Origin of the sequence: Vibrio sp. PID23_8, assembly GCF_003584965.1 — a bacterium.
GTDB lineage: Bacteria > Pseudomonadota > Gammaproteobacteria > Enterobacterales > Vibrionaceae > Vibrio.
Map to the genome: position 1 here is coordinate 389,852 of NZ_LIXE01000002.1, position 22,402 is coordinate 412,253.

The 22,402-nt window shown below is 43.3% G+C and carries 20 protein-coding genes, 1 pseudogene and 1 CRISPR repeat array; of the genes and pseudogenes, 16 read left to right on the forward strand and 5 right to left on the reverse strand.

The window, feature by feature from the left end:
- The first annotated feature begins 426 nt into the window (after positions 1-426).
- From AK966_RS05670 to AK966_RS19895, 7 genes and pseudogenes are all read left to right on the forward strand, one after another.
- Positions 427-1,384: pseudogene (locus tag AK966_RS05670) on the forward strand (IS1595 family transposase).
- A gap of 219 nt (positions 1,385-1,603) precedes the next feature.
- Positions 1,604-2,008: an Arc family DNA-binding protein gene (locus AK966_RS05675; RefSeq protein ID WP_182852585.1), complete on the forward strand. Its 405-nt coding sequence runs from the start codon at positions 1,604-1,606 to the stop codon at positions 2,006-2,008.
- Between the two features lie 255 nt (positions 2,009-2,263).
- Positions 2,264-2,581: a hypothetical protein gene (locus tag AK966_RS05680; RefSeq protein WP_119463692.1), complete on the forward strand. Its 318-nt coding sequence runs from the start codon at positions 2,264-2,266 to the stop codon at positions 2,579-2,581.
- A 134-nt stretch (positions 2,582-2,715) separates the two neighbouring features.
- Positions 2,716-2,874: a hypothetical protein gene (locus tag AK966_RS19890; protein WP_182852587.1), complete on the forward strand. Its 159-nt coding sequence runs from the start codon at positions 2,716-2,718 to the stop codon at positions 2,872-2,874.
- Positions 2,875-3,222 (forward strand): hypothetical protein, encoded by a 348-nt coding sequence (locus AK966_RS05685; RefSeq protein WP_119463693.1) that lies wholly within the window; start codon positions 2,875-2,877, stop codon positions 3,220-3,222.
- A complete protein-coding gene (locus tag AK966_RS05690; RefSeq protein WP_119463694.1) occupies positions 3,215-3,475 on the forward strand; it encodes a hypothetical protein in 261 nt (86 codons plus the stop codon). Before AK966_RS05685 ends, AK966_RS05690 begins: the two co-directional genes overlap by 8 nt.
- 448 nt (positions 3,476-3,923) lie before the next feature.
- A complete protein-coding gene (locus AK966_RS19895) occupies positions 3,924-4,100 on the forward strand; it encodes a hypothetical protein (protein ID WP_182852589.1) in 177 nt (58 codons plus the stop codon).
- 236 nt (positions 4,101-4,336) lie between these two features.
- Here AK966_RS19895 and AK966_RS05695 read toward each other — a convergent pair whose 3' ends face one another.
- Positions 4,337-5,140 (reverse strand): hypothetical protein, encoded by an 804-nt coding sequence (locus AK966_RS05695; RefSeq protein ID WP_119463695.1) that lies wholly within the window; start codon positions 5,138-5,140, stop codon positions 4,337-4,339.
- Between the two features lie 112 nt (positions 5,141-5,252).
- Positions 5,253-5,810: a recombinase family protein gene (locus AK966_RS05700; RefSeq protein WP_119463696.1), complete on the reverse strand. Its 558-nt coding sequence runs from the start codon at positions 5,808-5,810 to the stop codon at positions 5,253-5,255.
- A 691-nt stretch (positions 5,811-6,501) separates the two neighbouring features.
- Between AK966_RS05700 and AK966_RS05710 the strand changes: the two genes are divergently transcribed.
- From AK966_RS05710 to cas2, 7 genes are all read left to right on the forward strand, one after another.
- On the forward strand, positions 6,502-7,095 hold the full coding sequence (locus AK966_RS05710; protein ID WP_147422372.1) for a hypothetical protein: 594 nt from the start codon (positions 6,502-6,504) through the stop codon (positions 7,093-7,095).
- Between the two features lie 1,474 nt (positions 7,096-8,569).
- Entirely contained in the window at positions 8,570-9,643 is a 1,074-nt protein-coding gene (gene cas7u / locus AK966_RS05715; protein WP_119463699.1) for a type I-U CRISPR-associated RAMP protein Csb1/Cas7u, read from the forward strand.
- Positions 9,640-10,926 (forward strand): type I-U CRISPR-associated protein Csb2, encoded by a 1,287-nt coding sequence (gene csb2, locus AK966_RS05720; RefSeq protein WP_119463700.1) that lies wholly within the window; start codon positions 9,640-9,642, stop codon positions 10,924-10,926. Before cas7u ends, csb2 begins: the two co-directional genes overlap by 4 nt.
- A gap of 11 nt (positions 10,927-10,937) precedes the next feature.
- Positions 10,938-13,274, forward strand: a complete 2,337-nt coding sequence (gene cas3u / locus AK966_RS05725) for a type I-U CRISPR-associated helicase/endonuclease Cas3 (RefSeq protein ID WP_182852591.1) — start codon at positions 10,938-10,940, stop codon at positions 13,272-13,274.
- On the forward strand, positions 13,267-13,941 hold the full coding sequence (locus AK966_RS05730) for a hypothetical protein (protein ID WP_119463702.1): 675 nt from the start codon (positions 13,267-13,269) through the stop codon (positions 13,939-13,941). Before cas3u ends, AK966_RS05730 begins: the two co-directional genes overlap by 8 nt.
- Before the next feature lie 19 nt (positions 13,942-13,960).
- The gene (cas1, locus tag AK966_RS05735) at positions 13,961-15,625 is read left to right on the forward strand and encodes a CRISPR-associated endonuclease Cas1 (protein WP_220473342.1); all 1,665 of its coding nucleotides are present in this window, start codon (positions 13,961-13,963) and stop codon (positions 15,623-15,625) included.
- A gap of 20 nt (positions 15,626-15,645) precedes the next feature.
- Positions 15,646-15,939 carry a CRISPR-associated endonuclease Cas2 gene (cas2, locus tag AK966_RS05740; RefSeq protein ID WP_119463703.1) on the forward strand — a complete coding sequence of 98 codons (294 nt, stop codon included), beginning with the start codon at positions 15,646-15,648 and terminating at the stop codon, positions 15,937-15,939.
- A gap of 206 nt (positions 15,940-16,145) precedes the next feature.
- A CRISPR array of direct repeats spans positions 16,146-17,049; the repeat unit is 36 nt; unit sequence GGTAATCCGTGGTAAATGCCGCGGCCACATTGAAGC.
- Positions 17,050-17,315: 266 nt separating this feature from the next.
- Here cas2 and AK966_RS05745 read toward each other — a convergent pair.
- On the reverse strand, positions 17,316-17,720 hold the full coding sequence (locus tag AK966_RS05745; protein WP_182852593.1) for an Arc family DNA-binding protein: 405 nt from the start codon (positions 17,718-17,720) through the stop codon (positions 17,316-17,318).
- A gap of 153 nt (positions 17,721-17,873) precedes the next feature.
- Between AK966_RS05745 and AK966_RS20420 the strand changes: the two genes are divergently transcribed.
- Positions 17,874-18,125, forward strand: coding sequence for an excisionase (locus AK966_RS20420; RefSeq protein WP_119463705.1), 252 nt, complete (start codon positions 17,874-17,876; stop codon positions 18,123-18,125).
- On the forward strand, positions 18,115-19,263 hold the full coding sequence (locus tag AK966_RS05755) for a phage integrase Arm DNA-binding domain-containing protein (RefSeq protein WP_119463706.1): 1,149 nt from the start codon (positions 18,115-18,117) through the stop codon (positions 19,261-19,263). Before AK966_RS20420 ends, AK966_RS05755 begins: the two co-directional genes overlap by 11 nt.
- 351 nt (positions 19,264-19,614) lie before the next feature.
- Here AK966_RS05755 and AK966_RS05760 read toward each other — a convergent pair whose 3' ends face one another.
- Entirely contained in the window at positions 19,615-20,769 is a 1,155-nt protein-coding gene (locus AK966_RS05760; RefSeq protein ID WP_119463707.1) for a flagellin, read from the reverse strand.
- A gap of 431 nt (positions 20,770-21,200) precedes the next feature.
- Positions 21,201-22,391: a flagellar hook-associated protein FlgL gene (flgL, locus tag AK966_RS05765; protein ID WP_119463708.1), complete on the reverse strand. Its 1,191-nt coding sequence runs from the start codon at positions 22,389-22,391 to the stop codon at positions 21,201-21,203.
- Positions 22,392-22,402 lie beyond the last annotated feature (11 nt).

Genomic DNA, 22,402 nt, shown 5'->3' on the forward strand with positions numbered 1-22,402 from the left:
GAGAGAACTGGCACAGAACGACAGAAAAATGCTTAAAAACAACATGTTAAAACCAAATTCTTTCTATTAAATTAATTGAACCTTCATAACTAAATTATCTAAAAATCAGATGGTTAGCTTTAGTTTTGGGGATAGTATCCTTTGAATTTTTTAGCAATGATCTCAGTGGCATATCCTACGAGCGCGTTTTAGCGCGAACGTAATCGACACATTATGTTTACGACAAAGCGCCGAGGCTCGCTCACGGCGCGTTTTTGTCCATCCTAGCTCAAAATACAAGTACTATCTTGAATGTCTAGCGCGCTCGCGGCTTTCTTAGGCATGAACTCGGCGTAAATCCGAATTTAGCCATGCACCATTCTTGTACGCTATGTTCCCTTTAATTGTTGTTATGCTTAAAGTAGGCAACGATTGGAGGGAACACTTATGCTTCAGTCACAGTTCCACAAGCTCGTAAAACTACTACCTAAACTCACGGACAATCAATCCGTACTGCTCGAACAACTTTTGAGAGGTGTTGAGCCTACCTCACAAGTCATTCGTGAACTTGAACAAAGAGTTGTCGACTCTCCAGAGTGTCCTCACTGCCACAGCTCACTAATAAACCGTCACGGCAAGGTCAATGACATGCAGCGATATCGCTGTAAGAACTGCTTAAAAACGTTTGTCGCAACGACGGGAACACCTCTAGCACGATTACGGTATAAAGAACAATGGGCTAACTACATGAAGTGCATGCTTGATAGCAAAGTGCTGCGTGTAAGTGCCAAAGAGTGTGGTATTAACCTGAAAACATCATTTCGCTGGCGACACCGTTTTCTCGAACTCCCTACAACACTAAACGCATCAAAGCTTGAGGGCATTATTGAAGCAGATGAAACTCTATTTCCGTACTCTGAAAAAGGCTCGAGAAAGTTAACGCGTAAACCAAGAAAACGAGGAATGAGAGCATCTAAGCGTGGTCGTTCTAAGGAGAGCTGGGTTCCAGTGTTAACGGTCAGAGACCGAGGCAAAGCATACGTTTGAATCCATCTTGCCTGATGTAAAAGAAGAAACCTTAGCCAAGGAGTTAGCAGGCAAACTAGAAAAAGATAGTGTGCTCTGTACTGATGGTCATAAATCTTACATTAGCCTTTGCCTTAACAATGACTTAGTACATAAGCAGCTGAATGTATCAGCAGGAATAAGGGTTATTGACCGAGTGTTCCATGTTCAAAATGTAAATGCTTACCACAGTCGAACCAAAGAATGGATGAAGCGATTTCATGGAGTAGCGACGAAATACCTAAATCATTACCTTGGTTGGCATCGGTATATGGATGTTACTGAAGAACTCAATGAAAACAGAATGTTAAGTCTCCAGCAACAGTTAAAGGGAACATAGCGTTCTTGTATGGTTATGTATTCTGGTTGATTTGCTTTATCTTCCACAGTGTTTTGACCTTCCAAATCCGTTTTCTTGGTTCAAATCAATGTAATTTCGCCTGATTCACTGCAATTTATTGCGATTCATTTTGTTTTTTTGTCAAGATCTGTTAGAAGTCGTACCTATTATGAAACGTAGTGATACATCGCTGGTTTTTGGTTGATTTATGGTGATATTTTGAGTAAGACTCCTTCATTTCCAATTCGCATCCCTGCGGAAACAAGACAGTATCTAGAAGAACAAGCACATGAGAATGAGCGTTCGTTGCAGAAAGAAATTTTGAGCCGAATTGATTTAACTGTGTGGATGGATTCTACTTTTCAAAAACGAAAATTCGGCTATTCTGCGGGAGTCGAGCGAATTGCCAAGATGATAGAAGAAAATTTGGAGATCCAAAGACTCCGTGCAGCAAACACCTTGCTAAAGTGTCAGTTAAACGAAAATAAGGCTTTGACAGATAAACTAATAAGGCATTTTGAGGAAGATGATCAAAGTAAAGATCTTGATGAAGCCTATCGACAAGTTTGTGAGCTTAAGGATCTTCTAGAAAAGTTGGCGGTAGCAGTACCTCCAGAGAAGTAAGATCTCTGAATAGCTTGAGTAGCGTTGAAAGTTCTATCACTGCGCCTACCTAATTGAGCTTTGTAACCTATCCTGTTTTACGTTTTCATCGCGTGAATTGTTTTTCTATTTCAAAAACGTTAAATATTTTGCGTTTATGCCCCATGGAGGCGCTGTGCTTAACGCCGAGCATGTTGTTTCAGTTTCTTGATGTCAACGTGATAGTGCTGTTGTTTTTTTGGTACTAAGGAAGAACTTGAAACGCACACTGAGGATTTGTTTGACGATAAGCAGGAGTGGCTAAACACCCTTCGCGTCCCCGACGGTATCGGTGGTTTTTGCATTTCGATGATGGCTAATGACGGCGCGTTTCAACTGATTTGGATCGATTCGGGACTGGATGAACAGTTAGATTCGATGATTTGGCACGAATCGCTTCATGCGACGATCAACATTCTTTGTGGCGCGGGTTGTCACATCAATCAGCAAGAGCAAGAAACTGCCGCGTATACGCAAGGGTTTATTGCGTGCACCATTCTCGACCACATTTTCCATTCCGATGCAGAAAACGACGAACAATCAGATGACGAGTAAGAAGATGAGCGGAAACATGCTCTAAAACGTGTTCAGAAGCACGCAGAGGCATCGGAACTTGTTCAGACACTGAAACACGCACGCATCACTCAAGGACGCGTCAGAATGACGCACAGGGCGAAATGGAGAGATTTATGACTTTATTCACCCTGCCTGTGATCGTCAGTGACTTAAGCGCGTTTGCGCCGCAAGTGGCAAAATGGATCGCAGGCGACAAAGCCGAATACGCTGCCAAAGCGGTGCTCGACGTGGCGCAGACGGTCACGGGTATTCGCGCCAGCGATCACCTTTGAATGGAGAAACTGGTCGAGAAGCTGACGTCCGATCCCCACCTCGAACACGCGTTTGTGAAAGCCATTAATGCAAAAACGCCTGAGTTTAATGCGCTGTATCTGGAAGACGTTAAGCACACCAGAGAAATCCACACCAAATCGCCTCATGCACGCGAGTTTATCTACCGCTACGCGTGGCTCATTACCGCATTTGCGTTTGCCTACATCGGAGCGATCACGTTCCTTGAAATTCCAGAAGGCTCTCAGCGCTTCGCTGACACGATTTTGGGCTTTATCCTTGGCACGGTATTAAGTGTGGTGATTCAGTTCTTCTACGGCGCTTCTAAGCCCATTCAGGAGGATGAATGAGCGACATCACTCTCAACCGTATCGACATAACCGAATACAACGCAAATTTTTGCTGGTCGATTTAGACCAAATCATCGAGCGTGTGGATTACGAGGTGTCGAAACAAGCGATGCAATTCACTATCCGCAGAATGATTGAAAATTACGGCGTGATTGAAAAAGCCGATCGAAGCATCCGACGCGGAAGAAGTCGAATTACATTCCGCATGACAGAACTGGGTTATCACGCGCTTGAACCAAAAATGAAAAGTTGAAACGTTCCGACGCAAATTTGATGACCGAGAGAGCAACATCATTCCGGTCAAGAAACTTTGATTTCCGAGCGAGAATTTTGAAGGTAAAAATCGTGACTCTAAAACCGTGTTTTTCTGACTTTTGACAGGACGTCATCACTTTTTGAATTTCCATATTATTTAAAATATTTTATTAAATGTTTTCAGGTGTTATATATAGTAAAGGACTCAAAAGTGATGACATGCCAAATAAATCGTTGTTTTTTATGATAGAACAGTGTTCGATTAGAATCTAAAAAAACACCCCCTCAACTGGTTAAATTTTGTACAGTAAATTGGTTAGATTTTGTACAAAAAACTGGTTAAATTTTATACAGGAAACCACTCGGAAATTAGAGTCAATCAACAGCAAAAATCGCGGGAATTTCCTTCCTTGTTTCCCGCTATTTTTTTTCGAGGATTGACACTCATGGACAAGAAAAAAATGACCAGTCGAGATTGGATTCGTGCGGAAGCGATGTTCGAATCTGGCGACTACACTTTGCAGCAAATTGCCGACGACTTCGGCATTCATAAAATGACCGTGCAACGTCACATGAAGAAACGCGGCATTGAAAAAGGCGTTGCTGCCAAAAAGATCGCGTGAAGCGATGGAAAAGCGCATCACCAATGAGTTTGTGTAAATTATGGGTAGTGATTTTTATTGTTTTCTGGAAAGCTATGCGAGCAGGAAAGATCGTTATTTTTTAAATGATCACAACGATCAGTTTAGTTTTCTAAGAGATCATTCCAACCTCGCGCATGGAAATGAACAACTCTGAGTTCTTTCTGGCACTGTCAGCACACTATACTCCTCGCTTAGTATGCCGAAATCTAGTTAGGTCACTGGTTCATGCAGTGAGGATTGTCTTCTCCCAGTACAGTAAACCATATCTCTGGTTGAGCCGCCTTTCCTTGATCGAATTGATTCATCATAGCCGGAATTTCTTGTTCGGCAATGGCCGAAAGTGCAGCAGGATTGAGGCAATGGGTCAGGTTGTGATCACGCACTTGATGGCGACATAAGTAGGTTTTTGCGCGAAAACACTGTCGCTTTTCATCTAACATGATTAACTCACCTAGTAACATTCCACCGTTGTACAACGCCACACTGCAAGAATTACCGATGAATTTGGAACATTCCGCGTCGCGAAACAATATATCTGTAAATGACAGAATCACGAGGTAGTACAGACCGAGGGCATTTTTACGCTGTTCTCGTTCGAAATAACGTTGCAATACGTGCCGTGAATCAAGGTGAATCATTGGCGCAATGGTGAATAATTCTTTGCTGAGCATGGCTTTTTCGCTGTAAAGCAAAAAACCTGGCATGATACCGAGGTGGTTCAGATTAGTATGAGGGGCTTGATGAATAAATAACTCTGCAATGATACCAATGCCAAACTCTTCCGGGTTAACAATGGGTAAGAATGCTCCCGCTTTGGCTAACTCCTCAGTGTAGCTTTGAAAATGGCGATCCATTTTTCGCCGACTCATGCCATAACAGAACTTTTCTTGCAAACGTCTGATCTTTTGTTGTGATTTGGTATTACGCTGTCTTTCAGTTAGGTAGCTCACTTCTCGGATGGCGCGATTGGCAAGGCCAGCCGCTTGGGAAGGATCAATGTAGTCTTGATGTTTATCCATGTTCTTCATACACCATTATCTTGATTCATCTTTTAAATATAGTGTGCACTTTGTTTGATATGGTGTGCGTGTTTATATTGCCTCAACGTAATTGTATACAAGGAATCACTTTTTACGCCTTAGGTTGTAACGCCCTCTGTACCGTCGACGGATTGCATCCTAACTCTGCCGCTATCTTACGAATGGAAAACCCTTGCTTCCGAAGTTCACGAATTTGCTTCTCTCGCTCCAGGTTCGGCTTTCTGCCCTTGTACTTGCCTTTCTCTATCGCTTTCGCAATTCCCTCGGCTTGACGCTCTCGAATGATGGCACGCTCAAACTGCGCCACCGCACCTAGCATGTTGAGCATCAGCTCTGCCATTGGCGAGTTGTCGTCGGAAGTAAACGTCAGTCCCTCTTTGTGGAAGCGAACCGTGATCCCCTTGCGATTCCAATTCGAAATTAAACGTCTCAGGTCATCTAAGGAACGAGCCAAACGGTCAATGGAATGAACATGTATCATATCGCCTTCCCGAATGTACTCCATTAACTTCGCCAACTCAGGACGATGGGTGCTACTGCCACTGGCTTTGTCTTCAAACACCTTATCAAACTCAATGCCGCAGTGAGCAAGTTGGCGTTCGGTGTTCTGTCCTACGCTACTGACTCGGATGTAAGCGATGTCAACCATGTGCCTCTCCGTGTGTGCTTTAAATTCCAGATATTGATAACACTAGCGTATGCATTCAAGAAAACAAAGTCTAATGCATACGGATTTGAACATCATCTCAATGTGTGCATGTGAGTAAAGTCAAAAGCATACGAATTTGCTATATTCAAGTTCACGCACATCACTCAATCCCTCTCTTGCACGCTAAAAAGCTATTGTGTAATCATGAATGGTAATCTAATCATCAAGCCGGTATTGATGGTTTTTTTAACAATGACGATTGCAGCAGGACGCTGCAAAGAAGAATGAACGTAAAGGATTTACCATGACAAAAACCACTCCCGAAAAACGGGGAAGTTTTCTGCATTTTGACGATGAATGTTCAGAGCCCACAATTCACCCTGAAGTTAGACAGCCTCTGAGCTTCGCGCTTGCGCCATATAACAACTTTTGGTACCGAGCCAGTACTCCTAAAAAACCTAATATACACCGCTATAAGAAAGCCTAATAAAGGTGAACTACTCCACGAGATACCAGATGTTTTTGGAAGCGCTAGTTACTACCATCATGACAAGCTTTCCGTTGCCTTCAGGCTTCTTGCAGAACAAGCAAATGCTTTACGCAAAAAGATTTGCCTCATCACCGCCACTTTCAACGATGAAACAAACATAAAACTCCGTCAGCTCGATGCTGATGACTCAAAAAAACAACAATGGCAGAAAGAGTATCCGAGTGGTTGCGTGTTTTAGACAAGAAAGGCATCAATAAAGATGCCATTTCGGTTCTCGAAGAGTGCTCTAACTCGTCTCTTGTGATCAACGGGGAAACATTCAAGCGTCTTCATGTTCACATATTGATGGTACTCAGTGAGAGTGAACAAGAGGCGGTTAAAAAGACGCTGTTCCGTCGCCGGTTACACAAACATACCTATGTGGACGTAGCAACAACGTGGGTAAGCAAGTGGCCATACTCGGATTCGGATTCGGATTCGGACTTGGTATCAGTACAAATCGATGAAGAGCAGTTTGGCCCCATCCCTCAAGATAAAGTTGACCCTAACGCTGAATATTGGCTCAACACTTACGTTAAGGAAGTCGAGTACTTCGGTAAGAAAGTCAAAATGATACACCGTGTTCTTCCTGTTTGTATGCGTGCAGCAGATTACCTATCTAAGTCCCTAGGCACACCGATTGGAAAAAAAGGGCGTAACTATGCCTTCCGGGGATTGGAAGAACGCGAAGCGCTTCAAATTGAACTTGCCAAGCAACATGCCTCGGTTAAACGAGAATACGCGAAGGAAAGTTAGCGTTTTACAGGTCTAGGCTTGGAGAGTCTTTGATAAACAGGAGTCCTAGAAAAAACGAGCTTTGGTTTAGGCAATGGCTAATGAGTCTGACTCATCTCGGAACACCCTTATACTTAGCAAGCAAACGGAACATCGAACACAGCGATATGAGGGTATTCTCTCAGGCATCACCCCATCAAACGCCTCACGCCCCCCTTGCAACCTCCGGAATGCTTTCTTCCACTCGGTCAGTGACACCAGCATGCAAAGTGCTGAAGTGGAGGCGTTACCGATAAGAACCATGTTCGAGGTTTAGCGTACATTTGTTCCGTATTCTGAGTGCGGTTTCTATAAGGGGGATCGATTCCCGACACATTGTGTGTGACGCACAGTTTTGCCTTATACCAGAAGGCTTATTGAAAGATTTATGATGAATTTGAAGTCTAACAGCAAAAGCAAACACATAGAAGAGCTCTAATTCGCACTGTATCGCATTTTAAGTGCATTTAAATGAAAAAGATGAGATATCTACACAGAAATGCAAAGTAGTGCTTTACATTGCGTTACAGAGAGCATTTGAAATGACTTGAAATTCGGGAAAAGATGCCGTTTATCAAAGCGCTAGACAGACATCTCTTTTCCAAGCATCATTTTGTCGTTGCGTGGGTCCATCATTTAATTGCGACTAATCTAACCTATCGGATGATGCGGTTTCGATTCCCACTATAGAATCTCAAAAAACTAAAGTTTAAACAAATTAGTGAGTGAGCACTAACTTACATTCTAATCGATATTTCTGTAGTCTTTGTAAACAGAAGGCTTACCTAACGCTTACCCAAAACTCAAACTTCATTAACCTGCATTGGAGTTAACCCAATCTTCTTGACGGTTTTTTCCTCTTCTTGGACTTAGCTCTGTGTCAGAACACAACTTGTTCGAACCATTTCATTGCGTTCACCAAATACCGACACTCCCTTTAATGTAGCCACGGATTAGACGGTTGTAGCCCAAAGCTTTAAAGATGGCGCCATACGCGATGCCATGAAACACGTATAAGTGTAATAACTTTATTAATAATAACTACTTACTTGATAGACGCATATCCGTATTACATCCCCTAACCTATCACAGAGTACTGCCTGTTAACGATATCAGTTCCCAAAATACCCCCCTCACTGAGGTGATAGAGAACCACGTTTATAGGCTATTAATTCACAAGGTGTTAAAATTGATGATGTAAAACATCAATATATTGATGATTAATTGCTATATAACACATTAATCATCTAAGCTTAATTGACCTTCCCCTACCGAGTATCAACCTCGGCTACATTAAAGCATAGGCTTTTCTCACTTTCTCAGTACATAGTAAGTTTAAATCCGGGCCTCTGTGGCTCGGCTGCCTTGTTTATAAGTTAAAAAACTACGCAAAACCTAGTTTTCTGTACTAATAATTATATTGACATTTTTACTACTAAGTAATTAGGAAAATCCTATGAAAAATTTAATTGGTATACGTGTTGAGGCTACGCTTAAGCCAGTAAATGGTTCTAGTCATATCTACCCTTCAACATACGCAAACTCTAATTCAGGTGGGCCGTCTAATCACAACTTCACTGGATATAACAAGAGCACAGGAGAGTTTCTACTTGTGGAAGTTGATAGCGTCGGTTCATTTGCCAATCGCATAGAAGCAGAGCTTTATAACCTAGAGATGCTCCCGAATATAACCACAGATGTAAATGGCACAGAGCTCTCAGCAATGGAACTACCTCACAGGATCTATGATGCAATTCTTCGCGACTCGAACCTCGAAGGCACTCCTTGGCGTGAAAGTGAAATAGGGCAAGAATTACTATCAAGCGACAAAAAGGATGCAACCGCATTATACAAATATGCACCAAGCACCATATTACTTGGCGGATGGGACTCACACGGTGGTGATGCTGTACAGGGTGTAAAACTAGCCCGAGCGGTTGCGTGTGAGATATGGGCAGGCCCAGGAACCGCTGGAAATCACAAAGCTCAACGTATCGATCCCCTATTAATACCTAGAAATGCAGAAAAATATTACCTCATTGATGGCGCACTCTCTTTAGCAGAAAATCAGGACGATAAGCATGCTAAAAAACCCTCTGAACTTGGTCATGGAGATATTCCCGCTTCATCATCAAAAGGTGTGTTTGTAGAACAAATAAACTTCAACGGGCATATCTCTGTTACTCGTTTAAATCGCTACCAATTCCCCGACGAGAACGGAGATATAACACCCGAAAGAAACCAAGCGGCTGTCAATGTATTAGTTGAAGTCGCAAAGCTGGGTATTTCCCGTGTATTAGACTCTCTAGATCTCCGTTCCGGGTGCGATCTGTACACTGAGTCAAGACAATGTGAATTAATTTACGCAGACGGTACCAAAGAAGCCATTGAGCTAAGTAGTTCAACCGATGCTCTCGAATCTGCAATTGAGATAGCCAAAGAAAAGGGGCTGGTATTTTCTGAAAAACCGGTGAAGTTAACAGCAAACGAAAAACTCGAAAATCTGGCTAATCGCGGAGCCAAATTATGAGACAGGATCTAGCAATCAAAATCGAGTTTCAGGTATTGCCAAAGCTATCAGCCATGAACACACCTCAAAATGGCGAATGGCCACCGCATCCAGATCGTTTTTTCCAAGCCTGCGTCGCTACTGCCGCTGAAACTGAACAGGATATGTCTGTACTTGCAGCCCTAGAATCTCAACCTGACATTCTGGCTTCGGATGCGGTTTGTGATAAGGCGCCTTTACGATATGTGCCAGAAAACTTTAGAAGATCTTCCGGATATCATAAAGGAGCCGCTCAATATAGCCCCACTGTTTTACCTGAAAAACCGACTGTTTATTACATCTGGCGTAATGTCGAAACAGAACTTATTCCCAATTTAACAGCAATCGTCGGCGAAATTACACACTTGGGTCGAGCATCCAGCATGGTTATTGCGTCCGTCGTTGACGCAAACACAATCAATCCCAATTTGACACCATTAAATGGCGCATTTAAGAGTAGCAAAATGAATTTGCGCTGCCCTTATGCAGGAAGATTGGAGGAATTAAAACGTGCATATAACGCAGGTCAACGAAGCCCACAGGCACAATACGTTCCGTATCAAAGCATTCAATCAATGTCACCAAACCATCCTTGGGAAGATTTAATCGTACTCAGACCGCCAACTCAACTTAATGGCGTACACTCAACGTTTTGGTGTGAACAGATTAGACGCATCGTCATGTCGATTATCGAAATCGACATTCCTTCGATTATCAGCGGTCATAAAGAGGATGAAAATATCAACCATCTTCACGTTGCATGGAATGCTATACCAAATGTTGGCAACAAATATGCGCACGGTGAAATTCTCGGACTAGGGTGCTGGATACCTAAGGGAATCGATGCTCGAAGCGTATCCATGCTGTGGAGAGCATTAACGAAATGCCGGTTAGATGGCCAGAAGCTTGAAGCAGACAGTTCTGATCTTAAATCACTACGTTTTGAAACATGGAGCGCTGAATCTAAACGATGGGCAACTGCAACACCAATTGCGTTGGATCGTTGGCCCAAGAAACATACGCCAATTGAAACCGTAATAACTAATAGTATTTTGAATTTGGGTCTACCTGCCCCTTCCAAGATTGAGTGCAATACCCACTCCTTTTTCAACGGAGCCATTCCTACTTTCAAATACAAAACGCGTAATGGTCGCCGTTTGCTTACCCATGCAATTATTGAATGGGATCAACCTGTTCAAGGTCCGATTCTGATTGGCGCTGAACGTTATTTTGGCTCTGGTTTATGTCGCCCTATTTTAAGCTAAATGGAAGAATTATGATTTCTCAAGAATTTATTCCCTTCCCAGAATGGTACAAGCAACGCCATGACTATTCCCCGTTCCCATGGCAGATTAAACTAGCTGAGAGTGTAAAAAACGGTACCCCTCCGCCATCATGCATTTTACCAACAGCTGTCGGTAAAACCACAGTGATAGCAGTTTGGGTATGGGCTACCGAGATGGGGCTTAGTGTCCCTACTCGCCTCATTTATGTTATCGATCGTCGCCTTTTAGTTGATAGCACAAGCGATTATGCCGCAGAACTTTGTAGAACTAACGCCATTATGGTTCATCGTCTGAGAGGAGGACAAAATCAAAATAGTAAAACTGAGAGTAATGCTTGGCTGATGGCTCCAGATAGGCCAACAATCATTGTCTGTACCGTAGATCAACTCGGGTCTCGAATGCTGTTCCGAGGATATGGAGTTACATCCAAAGTCGCTCCAATACATGCAGCTCTTGTGGGTAATGACGTCTACATTGTGCTTGATGAAGCACATATTTCGACCCCCTTCCTACATACGCTATATGAGATTAAAGCACGAAGACTCAAGGAAACGACGTTATTCTGGCTTACGGCAATGACTGCAACACCAGCATTAGGACAAGATTTAAATAATACATTTGGACTTACAAACGAAGACACTAAAAATCCTTTGCTAAATAAAAGGCTTTGCGCACAAAAACTCGCAAAACTCTTCAAGGTTAGTGAAGCAGACTTCATTAAAACTATGGTTGGTGAAGCTAAAAGCTTAAGAGATGCTGGGGCTCAAGTGGTTGGAATTATTTGTAATACAACCAAAGATGCTCGGCTAGTGTTTAAGCAGCTAAAAAAAGAGGAAAAAGTGCTGCTGACTGGACGAGTTCGAGAAAAAGAGCGTAGTGAAATACTTGCCCAAGCTATCTCTATCATTTCTGTAGGTAGTCGAACAACAGAAACACGTGAACCAATTTTTGTGGTAGCAACACAAACTATAGAAATAGGAGCAGACCTTGATTTTGATGCCATTGTCACACAATCAGCTCCTATCGACTCTCTACGGCAGCGCTTTGGTCGTCAGGATCGTCTAGGAGAACTCGGAGAAACATTTTCGGTTATCGTTCACAAAGATCTTCTCCCAGAGCATGAGTGTTATGTATATGGTAAACAGTTACTAAAAAAAACGTGGTCTTGGTTAACTAAATCCCAAACAGGAAAAGGACGTAATAAAGCAGTTGATTTTGGGGTTTTAGCAATTCAATCCGCAATCACTAATAATCCTCCGCCAATGAGGGAGTTAAGCAGTCCCCTTCCATTGAGCGACGATATTTTGCGTCAACTCAGACAGACTCTCCCTCGAATTGAAGTAGACATTCACCCTTTCTTACACGGAGAAAGAGAAAACCAAGCCACTGTTTCAATTATATGGCGTGAAGACCTAACCGAGGATAATAAAACGGATTGGGCAAAAATAGTCCAAGCCGTTCCCCCCGTAATCGCGGAAAGTATGCCGTGCAGTCTAAATGACTGCAAACAATGGCTCAAAGGTCGGGAGGTCATTGCTAATAACCAAAGGATCCAAGCCACTCACATTCGCCCTGGAGCCGAGATCGTGGTTCCATGTTCATATGGTGGATATAGCCAATGGGGATGGGATCCTGAATCGCTTGATACTGTCACGGATATTGGAAACGAGTACACCTACAAAAAACGTTTAATTGGTGTGTATAACACTGACGACGCAGATGAACTCATTTCTAAATATGACATCGATACCCCTATTTTCGAGTCGTACCCCGCGGGACTTATTGTTCGTAACAAATATAAGAGTTCACAAAGACAGAACTCTGTTGTTCTTAATGAACACCAAGCAAATGTTGCAAATGTAGCCAATCGTTTGAGTCATGGAGATCCAGACATCATTGCTGCAGCCTTACATCATGATGATGGCAAAGCTGATCCCAGGTGCCAAATATTGTTTGGGGCTACTAGCCTTGATGCTCCTATCGCTAAACCTGCACATCAAGAACCGTCGATAAGAAAACAAGCTAAGAGATTTTGTGGACTTCCGAAAGGATGGCGACATGAACTTAAATCTGCTGCAGAACAGTCGGAAGATGTCAGCAATTTAAGACGCTACCTGATCGCCACTCATCATGGTTATGCTCGGACGATTTTACCGATCAGTGGTGACCTGAAGCAATGGGAAAAATTGCAAGGCATGCATTGGGCTGAAATGACAAAACAACTAAATGAACAATATGGGATTTGGGGATTAGCATACAAAGAAGCCCTTGTACGCCTAGCAGACTGGGAGCAAAGCAGAAAAGAACAGGAGATTGGCGATGCTTAGATTAGAAGGGCTTAAAGCCGACTCACCACAAGGCTGGATGGCCGCTGTTGGTGTCATGCGTATCCTTGCTAATAATAACCTGAAGCCTCTTATGTCATGGGATCGTGTCACCCCGGTAATACACGGAATAGATAGGACTCAACTGGTCAATACTATAGACAATCATCGTCAGAAAGATAAAGGTATTATCAATGAGATTAAAAGCCTACCAGTGAATGATAAAGGGAAAATTCATCTAGATTTCAGCTCTGGAAAAGTGAATTTTTTTAGTGTCATTGAAAAAATGTCCATAGCTACCAACAAAAAACTCATTGAGCGTGACTTATTCCAACCTTGGAAAAACACTGATGACTTTGTCAGTTTAGGCTGGGATCCGGCAGCTACGAAGCAAGCAGCAACGCTGCCTGGAAATAAAGCTCCGGACTCGGCTGAGCACCAAACAAACCTAGCAGGTCAGTGGCTAGCTGCAGAGTCACTTCCGATAACTTGCCCTAACCCGACACAACTACGGGAATATACATGGGTCACATGGGGCGTACCACTCGATATTGATGGGCTGTATTCCGTCATAAAAGCACAGACAACCAAATGGGAGGGAACAAAATACAAATCATTGATTTCAAAGAACGGACAGTTGGGGTTCTTTTTGCCGTCGGTCAATTGTTAATACAAGGTGAGGGAAAGCTGTGGAGAATGATGCATTAGAATTAATACCTGTTCGGATGCTAAATGAGTATGTATATTGCCCTAGGCTTGCATACCTAGTGTGGATACAGGCAGAGTGGTCAGATAATCAAGATACCGAGGCGGGTCATCACGCACATCGTCGCGTTGACAAAACGTCAGGAACACTGCCAAATACAGATGATTCTGCCCCTACCTCAGAAGTCATACACGCCAGAGCATTAGTCTTAAGTGATGAAGATTACGGAATAATCGCAAAGCTCGACTTAATTGAAGGTGAGGGAAAACACGTAACCCCCGTTGATTACAAAAAGGGCAAGCGTCCTCATGTCCAATCAGGAGTCTATGATCCTGAAAGGGTCCAATTGTGCGCACAAGGACTTCTACTTCGCAAACATGGCTTTAAAGTTGATGCGGGTTATATTTACTTTGTAGCTTCAAAAGAGCGTGTACGTGTTGAGTTCAATCATGAGTTAGAGCAATTAACTTTAAAAGTAATTAATGAAATTCGTCGTTTAATCAGCCTTAAAGCGCCCCCGGCCCCACTGGAAGATAGTCCTAAATGCCCTCGCTGCTCACTGGTTTCTATTTGCTTGCCAGATGAGGTCAATTGGTTCCGTAAACTAGAGAAATCACCTCGTCCAATCGTCGTTCATACTGAAGAAAAAATACCTGTACATATACAAGCTCCCTTTGGGAATATAAAGAAAAGTGGAGATGTTTTAGAAATTGAGGCGAACCAAGATAAATATAAGATTCGTCTAGACGAGATAGAGCACCTTGCCTTATATGGCAATATACACTTAACAACACCGACACTTCAGACTTTAATGCGTAAAGGCATACCAGTGTCTTGGCATACTCAAGCTGGCTGGTTTTACGGGACAGCTCAGGGCTTAGCCCAAAAAAATGTTTACTTACGCATACACCAATTTCGTACAGCTTTTGATGATCAGAAGTCATTATATATTGCTCACTCACTCATCAAAGCAAAGATACTCAATAGCCGTACTCTGCTACGTCGAAACCAACACTCCGATTGCACTATTAGTGACACCTTAAAAAATTTACGTGCTTTGGCCGAACAAGCAACTCACGTTTCATGCTTAAACACACTCTTTGGCATTGAAGGGCAAGCAGCGAAGCTCTATTTTGAGTTATTCAACCACATGATCACTCCTGAAAATCAAAGTTTGGGTTTTGATTTTAAAAAACGCAACCGACGGCCTCCTCGAGATCCAGTTAATGCATTGCTCTCGTTCGCTTACAGTATCCTTACCCGCACATGGACTTCAACATTACAATCCGTTGGGTTTGATCCCTATGTTGGTTTTATGCACCAGCCAAGAGCAGGAAAGCCAGCACTAGCACTTGATATGATGGAACCATTCAGGCCTCTGCTTGCAGATTCAGCTGTGATCACTGCTATAAATAACTGTGAAGTTGATGAGTCTAGCTTTGTGTACCATGGCGACCAATGCGGACTTACGATTAAGGGGCGTAAAGCCTTTCTAAAAACTATAGAGCGTAGGCTAAACCAGCAAATCACCCATCCTTATTTTGGTTATAAATTAACTTACCGGAAATTACTAGAACTAGAAGCTCGTTTATTAGGGCGATATCTAAGTGGTGAGATAGAGCACTATCAGTGCTTTACAACGCGATAATTATATTCAGGAGGACAATTATGAATAAAGAACACCTTTACTTGGTAACCTATGATATCAGCGACTCTAAAAGATTACGTCGAGTTTTTCGTCTATTAGAAGGCTATGGAGAGTGGGTACAACTTTCCGTATTTCAGTGTAGATTAAGTGCAAGACGCCATCAGCGCCTAACTCATGAACTAAATACTGAAATAGTCCAGAAAGATGATCACGTTCTTATTTTCAACCTTGGTGTAGCAAATGATAAAAAGTCAAACGTAACATCTTTGGGCAGAACATTCGAGCCAGTAACAAAAGAGGCTGTTATCATATAAGCAACTGCCGAATATCTGCGAGCGGCTATGTAATTAGCAATAAGCTAGAAGCTCTCGAAATTACAAATGCCCATACAAACCTGAACGTTACAGTCAAAATATAAAAGAATCATGAGTAAACTCACTGTAAAAATATGTACTACAATAAGAGATCTCGCACAGAGCCCTGCTAAGCCCGATTCATCAAGGCTTTAAGTTATGAGGGGGGTAATCCGTGGTAAATGCCGCGGCCACATTGAAGCTCACAATATGCACCACTCTTTGCTCTTTGGTAGGTGGTAATCCGTGGTAAATGCCGCGGCCACATTGAAGCCTGCTGTGAATGTGCGGATCATCGAGCGGTCCGTGGGGTAATCCGTGGTAAATGCCGCGGCCACATTGAAGCCCTGTAACAACGGCGCATTCGATGCCAAGCACAGCCAGGGGTAATCCGTGGTAAATGCCGCGGCCACATTGAAGCAATAACCTGAGGCGCATAATTAACGACGCCAGATCCTGGTAATCCGTGGTAAATGCCGCGGCCACATTGAAGCGGGTCGAAAACGAAACCATACCCAAGTTGGCTACCTGGTAATCCGTGGTAAATGCCGCGGCCACATTGAAGCGAGCTTGCTTAGGCGCGGTTCCAGATTCGCAAATAGGGTAATCCGTGGTAAATGCCGCGGCCACATTGAAGCCAAGGACGTCGGTCAGTAAGTCGGTCAGTGTCGGGCGGTAATCCGTGGTAAATGCCGCGGCCACATTGAAGCACCTGACTCAAAGTGCCATGACTCGTCACATCACGGGGTAATCCGTGGTAAATGCCGCGGCCACATTGAAGCTAGGATGATGCCGCCTCGGTTCTGCACTTCTTCAAGGGTAATCCGTGGTAAATGCCGCGGCCACATTGAAGCTCGATAAACTCTAGGTCCTCATGCTGCTTGTCGAATAGGTAATCCGTGGTAAATGCCGCGGCCACATTGAAGCTTTCTTCGCTGACTCTTGGCTACTTGTTGTGTACAGGGTAATCCGTGGTAAATGCCGCGGCCACATTGAAGCGTCTTTACGCACACCTTTAAGCAGGAGGTCATGCAGGGTAATCCGTGGTAAATCCCGCGGCCACATTAAAAGTATTTAAATAACTCGCAGCACATGACAATGAACTAACTACGGAGTTAGGTTACTACTACCAACATTAGCCTAGGGATCATGCAATGACAGAGGACTACATATACATTGTTGGATTTGTCGCTATCTATACACAAGCCTTTGATCGGTTAATGAAATAGCAGTTTTATACAAATCACATCAAAGTGTCCGCATTCCAACTAAACGGAACTCATTGTGGTTTAGAACAACTTTTCGTTCATTTCAGAACCAACTATATTCAGCTAGAATCATTCCTCTGAAGGCACATTCAACGTCATTTTTTCTAGAGTTTCCTTCAGCTCACATGCTTGGCGATACGCTTCATTCAACTCTTTACTTTGATTTCCTTTCTCAAAACGCTCTACGAGTTTCTCAATCAAAGCCTTATGTTGGTTTAACTCATGCTTCAGCAAGATGTTTTCTGCACGAAGCTTTTGGATCTCTAAATTCTCTTCCATCATATTGGAAATTCTTTCTGCTGCCGCGGAATGCCCAAATTTATGATTTTGAAAAGTCGTATCCATCCATACCGTCAAATCAATACGGCTCAACATTTCCTTTTGTAACGAACGATCATTCGCGCGCGCTTGCTCCTCTAAATACTGCCTTGTTTCTGCAGGAATTCGAAGTGGGAACGAAGGGGTCTTACTCAAAATATCACCATAAGCCAGGCATGAATCACCATGATTCATCATAAGCTTATATTTCTAACAGATATTGACAATAATTCATAATGATTCATAATAAATCAAAGAGAATCATTATGAATCACACGTATTTAAACTAGCTAAAAAGGACAAAAAATTATGGAAGATAAAACAAACCATTCAGAATATATAACCTTGCAGGAATGGTGCACGCTCAAGTTTGGGTATGTACCCAGCCCAACTACACTGTCTCAATACAGAAAAACCAAGCAAATATACCCTTTACCCGTTAGGTTTGGTCGCAAATATATGTGTCGTCGTGATGCAGAATTCATCGGGCTAAACGACATGCCACCCGAAAGCGCAAATGATGATCCGCTATTGAATAGGATTTTCAGCAATGGCAGCTAGACCTCGCAAATACAAAGATAATGTTGAGAATCTTTATCAGAAGACTGACAAGCGCAACGGTAAAACCTATTACACGTACAAAAACCCTGAATCCGGTAAGTTTCAGGGATTAGGCTCTGACAGAGATGCAGCGTTTGCTGCAGCAACCAAAGCAAACCAAATTTTTGCTGAACGTAAGCTAGACCAATTACGTCGCATCTTGGAACGTGACACCGGTATGGTAAAAATTACCGGTATCAGTGCAAAGGCGTGGGCTCAACAGTACATTAAGCTTCAAAAGATTCGCCTTGATGATAATGAAATCAAACAGGCTACCTACGAGAATAATGCTTATCGCGCCAATATCTTTGCCAAACGATTTGGTACTACTGGGCTTAAAGAGCTATCGGTGAAAGATATTGCATGCGTATTGGATGAACTTAAATCCGAAGGTAAGAAAAGTTTTGCTGAAAAGCTACGTTCTACGTGGATTGATATGTTCAATGAAGCACAACGAGCCGGAGAAGTAGATACCGGCTTTAATCCAGCTCAAATAACTCGCCCAATCAAGCCTACCGTTTTCCGTGAGCGTATCACTAAGGAAGACATGACCTTAATGATAAGCAGCAATAAATACCATAGCGATCATCTCAATCAAATGCTTTTTAAACTTGCCATTACGACCGGCTTGCGAGGTGCCGACCTGCGTAAACTTAAGTTTAAAGATGTGAAAGAGAGTCATCTATTCGTAGAGTTAAGTAAATCGAATGGCAAAGTGAAGCTGGCATTTCCACTGACACTCACTAACCCCTTCTTAGGGGAATCACTGGGCGATATTATAAAGCAATGTAGAGAGACAAACATTGCCTCACAGTACATGCTCCACATGAACCGCAAAGGCCATGTAGGTAAGCCCTGCTCAGCCGATGCTATCACACGGCGTTTTCTTGCCGTCAAACGCTCATGTCCAGAGATTGCTGATAAAAACATAAGCCTTCACGAAATACGTTCCTTTTCAGCACGTACATACAAAGAAGCTGGATATGATATTCAAACTTTACTCGGTCACAAATCGTCCGACATGACGGAGCGCTATGAAGACGATCGTTTGGACTCATACAAGTTTATTACTGCTCCAAAAGACAGAAACAGCATCTAAGTTGCTCATGTACAATTCATACTGAATGGGCATTCAAAAATAACGAATAAATAATAGAGTTTTGGGGAGGAGTTTTGGGGAGATTTTGGGGAGTTCAAATAATCCATTTAATATCAATAGGTAAGGAGGAAGCCCCTATCCTTTGAGAGAACTGGGGCTGGGTTGGTAGCCAGAGCCAATGTGGAGATCAAGAGAAATAAACACATTTCCAGCACACCGGGTGCAACCCTACACGAAAAATGATTGGCAGGTGAGAGATGAGAGAGCCGCTCATTTCGTTTTGGTAAGGTTGCTTGCCAATAACCTGCATTTGCATCCACGTCTGAATAGCGAACATGCGGGCTAGGTAAACTACTGCAATAACGTCATCGCAGAGTTTGGCAATTGTTTTGCTTGAGCAAGAATCGAAGTACCTGCCTGTTGCAAAATTTGCGCTTTGGTCATTTGCGTGGTTTCTTTCGCAAAGTCCGTGTCTTTAATTCGGCTGTTCGACGCTTCAACGTTCTCTTGAATGTTCGCCAAGTTGTTGATGCTGTGGCTCAAACGGTTTTGCTTCGCACCTAAATCTGCACGTTGAGAATCAACATACTTCAGGGCAGAATCCAAAACGGCAACCGCATTCTGAGAACCTTGGACGGTCGTCATATCGATATCTTGTACCGCTGTTGCAACGCCTTCATCACTCAAACCTAGCTCAGATGCAAGACCACCAGAGATGGAAATAGCGCCTTGCACGTTCGGGTGAGCAACAAAAACTTGTAGCTTACCGTCTTCACTCACCGATGCGTTAATCATATCAGATTGGCCATTGATGTACGTTGCCAGTTCTTCAATATCATCGCCAGCTTTTGCGTTAATACTGATTTCTAGATCATCAACATTGCCATCTTCATCTTCACCCAACCCAGGAAGGATAATTTTCAAATCTGCTTTGGTTGGATCAACGCCCCAATCTTTGCCTTTACCATTTTCAGACAAGAACGTCATGCCGCCCATACGTTCATCATCAGCACGAATACTGGTCAATCCCATGATCATGGCTTCACCTGAGTTAGAGCCGATTTGGAATGCTGCTTCGCCGAATGAACCATTAAGCAGACGGCGACCACCGAATGACGTCGTTTCAGCAATACGGTTTAGCTCATCAATTAACGCCATCGATTCTTCATTAATCGCCTGACGCTCTGCTGGTGAGTTAGTACCGTTTGATGACTGTAAAGCTAGGTCACGCATACGCTGCATCACCGACGTGGCCTCGTTCATTGCACCTTCGGCAGTCTGGGCAATCGAGATACCATCGTTCGCGTTACGCATCGCTACGTCAAGACCACGAGACTGCGCCGTTAGTCGGTTCGAGATCTGAAGACCTGCCGCATCGTCTTTTGCACTGTTGATCTTATGACCTGAAGATAGACGTTCCATCGAGGTATTAAGTTCGTTGGTCGCCTTGTTCAAATAACGCTGCGCGGTCATCGCGGAGACGTTGGTACTAACTGTTACAGCCATTTTGCTCTCCTTTTGAGTTCGCAAGCTCATGCGAAGCGGCCAGCTTTACTCTCATTTGGAAAGGCACTGACCGTATAAATTACTTACTAAATCTGCCCCAAGGTAGGGTTTAGAATCTCGTAAACCTGCTCTGACATCATCAGAGCAATTAGTGTGCCAACTTGAAAATTCAAAACCGCAAAACAATAAAACCAGTGAATAAACAGAATATTGCATGCATCTTGAGAGGTTTAGCCGTGTTTATTTTCCGTGATGAATAACTCTTCGTTCACTGTTTAACCATTGCCGCTCACTTTGCCACCTATACATTGCCGCTTTCGGTAAAAACATGCCGTAGGTCCATCTTCTGTCGCGCTTCAATCGAAGCTCTTGCACTTAAGGCTTGGCACATAAGGGGCGGAGTTCATGCGACTGAGAGATGATCGCTAACGTTAGATGTAATTAAACAGGGTTAAGTCTTTCGTTTTACCAAAAGCTTGTTGTGAGGCTTGGAGCGCACGTGAATTCTCACTGAACTCAATGACCGCTTTGGAATAATCCAAGTCCTCAAAATTGCTCTTCGCTTTCGCCAGAGATAAGTTAAAATCTTCGTGGTTTTGTTCCTGGATATCGAGCGTACTTAGCTTGGCACCGATATCCGTTCTCACCTTGTTCATATGAACAAACGCAGCGCGAAACTCTTCTGTCATTTGATGCAGTTTTGCCGTTGCAGATGCATCTGATACCGAACTCTCTGACCATTTCATGGTTTCTTTAAACGAGTCAAAAATACTAAATGCCTTTCTTGGCTCAAGAGTCAGACTGTCGCCCGCAGTGACCTGACCTTTCAGCTGAATGTTGACACCTTCATATAAGATGCCCACAACCGGAGAGTAATCGTCCACTTGCACGATACTGCCGTTTTTCTCCAACTGGTAGCCAAACTTGCCATTACTCATATCAACAAACGTAATCTTGTAGTTAGATTCGTCGCGTGAGCGGCTCAATGCCTGGGAAAGCAGCAGTTCAGAACCATCTTTCAAGTCATACTGCGGTTCAAAATCACCAAATGGGTTTGGAACTTGGGTGAAAAGATGGTTGCCAGGATAGTTAATCCCCAACTCAATGTTGCTAGCAATCTTCATCTTGCGCTGATAATCGTCACCGGTGTATTGCACACTGCCATCATAGTCACGAAAAAATGGCTGACTCTTTGGTTTTGTGCCCGCAAACACGTAGTTTCCCGATTCATCTTGGGTGTTTACTAAGGCCAAAAAGTTATCGGCAATTTCTTCTAGCTCGCGCTTTTTCGCCGCTCGATCTTCCGGAGAAAAAGCACCGTTGATCATTTCCATCGAAATGCGTTTTGATTCATCGGTAAATTGCTCCGCATTCGCAATCACAACTTCTTGATTCTCTAGGCGATTACGCACTAACACTATCGCATCAAGGTACTGTTTTAGTTGCTCTTCTTGTTGGCCAATGCTTTGAATATAGTGAGTCGCTAGCGGATCATCACTCGGTTTGGTGAGTTGCTTACCCGACGCCAGTTGGGCCTGATTATGGTGTACTTTATTTTCCTGACGGCGCAGATCATTTTGCACCGACTGGTAATTATGGAAGCTAGAAATACGAGTTAACATCTATGGCCCCC

What these genes read in the sequence shown, in the direction of transcription:
- AK966_RS19890 (WP_182852587.1), top strand. Translation starts at nt 2,716, where the DNA reads ATGACTTTATTCACCCTGCCTGTGATCGTCAGTGACTTAAGCGCGTTT.
- AK966_RS05685 (WP_119463693.1), top strand. Translation starts at nt 2,875, where the DNA reads ATGGAGAAACTGGTCGAGAAGCTGACGTCCGATCCCCACCTCGAACAC.
- AK966_RS05690 (WP_119463694.1), top strand. Translation starts at nt 3,215, where the DNA reads ATGAATGAGCGACATCACTCTCAACCGTATCGACATAACCGAATACAA.
- AK966_RS19895 (WP_182852589.1), top strand. Translation starts at nt 3,924, where the DNA reads ATGGACAAGAAAAAAATGACCAGTCGAGATTGGATTCGTGCGGAAGCG.
- AK966_RS05695 (WP_119463695.1), bottom strand. Translation starts at nt 5,140, where the DNA reads ATGGATAAACATCAAGACTACATTGATCCTTCCCAAGCGGCTGGCCTT.
- AK966_RS05700 (WP_119463696.1), bottom strand. Translation starts at nt 5,810, where the DNA reads ATGGTTGACATCGCTTACATCCGAGTCAGTAGCGTAGGACAGAACACC.
- AK966_RS05710 (WP_147422372.1), top strand. Translation starts at nt 6,502, where the DNA reads ATGGCAGAAAGAGTATCCGAGTGGTTGCGTGTTTTAGACAAGAAAGGC.
- cas7u (WP_119463699.1), top strand. Translation starts at nt 8,570, where the DNA reads ATGAAAAATTTAATTGGTATACGTGTTGAGGCTACGCTTAAGCCAGTA.
- csb2 (WP_119463700.1), top strand. Translation starts at nt 9,640, where the DNA reads ATGAGACAGGATCTAGCAATCAAAATCGAGTTTCAGGTATTGCCAAAG.
- cas3u (WP_182852591.1), top strand. Translation starts at nt 10,938, where the DNA reads ATGATTTCTCAAGAATTTATTCCCTTCCCAGAATGGTACAAGCAACGC.
- AK966_RS05730 (WP_119463702.1), top strand. Translation starts at nt 13,267, where the DNA reads ATGCTTAGATTAGAAGGGCTTAAAGCCGACTCACCACAAGGCTGGATG.
- cas2 (WP_119463703.1), top strand. Translation starts at nt 15,646, where the DNA reads ATGAATAAAGAACACCTTTACTTGGTAACCTATGATATCAGCGACTCT.
- AK966_RS20420 (WP_119463705.1), top strand. Translation starts at nt 17,874, where the DNA reads ATGGAAGATAAAACAAACCATTCAGAATATATAACCTTGCAGGAATGG.
- AK966_RS05755 (WP_119463706.1), top strand. Translation starts at nt 18,115, where the DNA reads ATGGCAGCTAGACCTCGCAAATACAAAGATAATGTTGAGAATCTTTAT.
- AK966_RS05760 (WP_119463707.1), bottom strand. Translation starts at nt 20,769, where the DNA reads ATGGCTGTAACAGTTAGTACCAACGTCTCCGCGATGACCGCGCAGCGT.
- flgL (WP_119463708.1), bottom strand. Translation starts at nt 22,391, where the DNA reads ATGTTAACTCGTATTTCTAGCTTCCATAATTACCAGTCGGTGCAAAAT.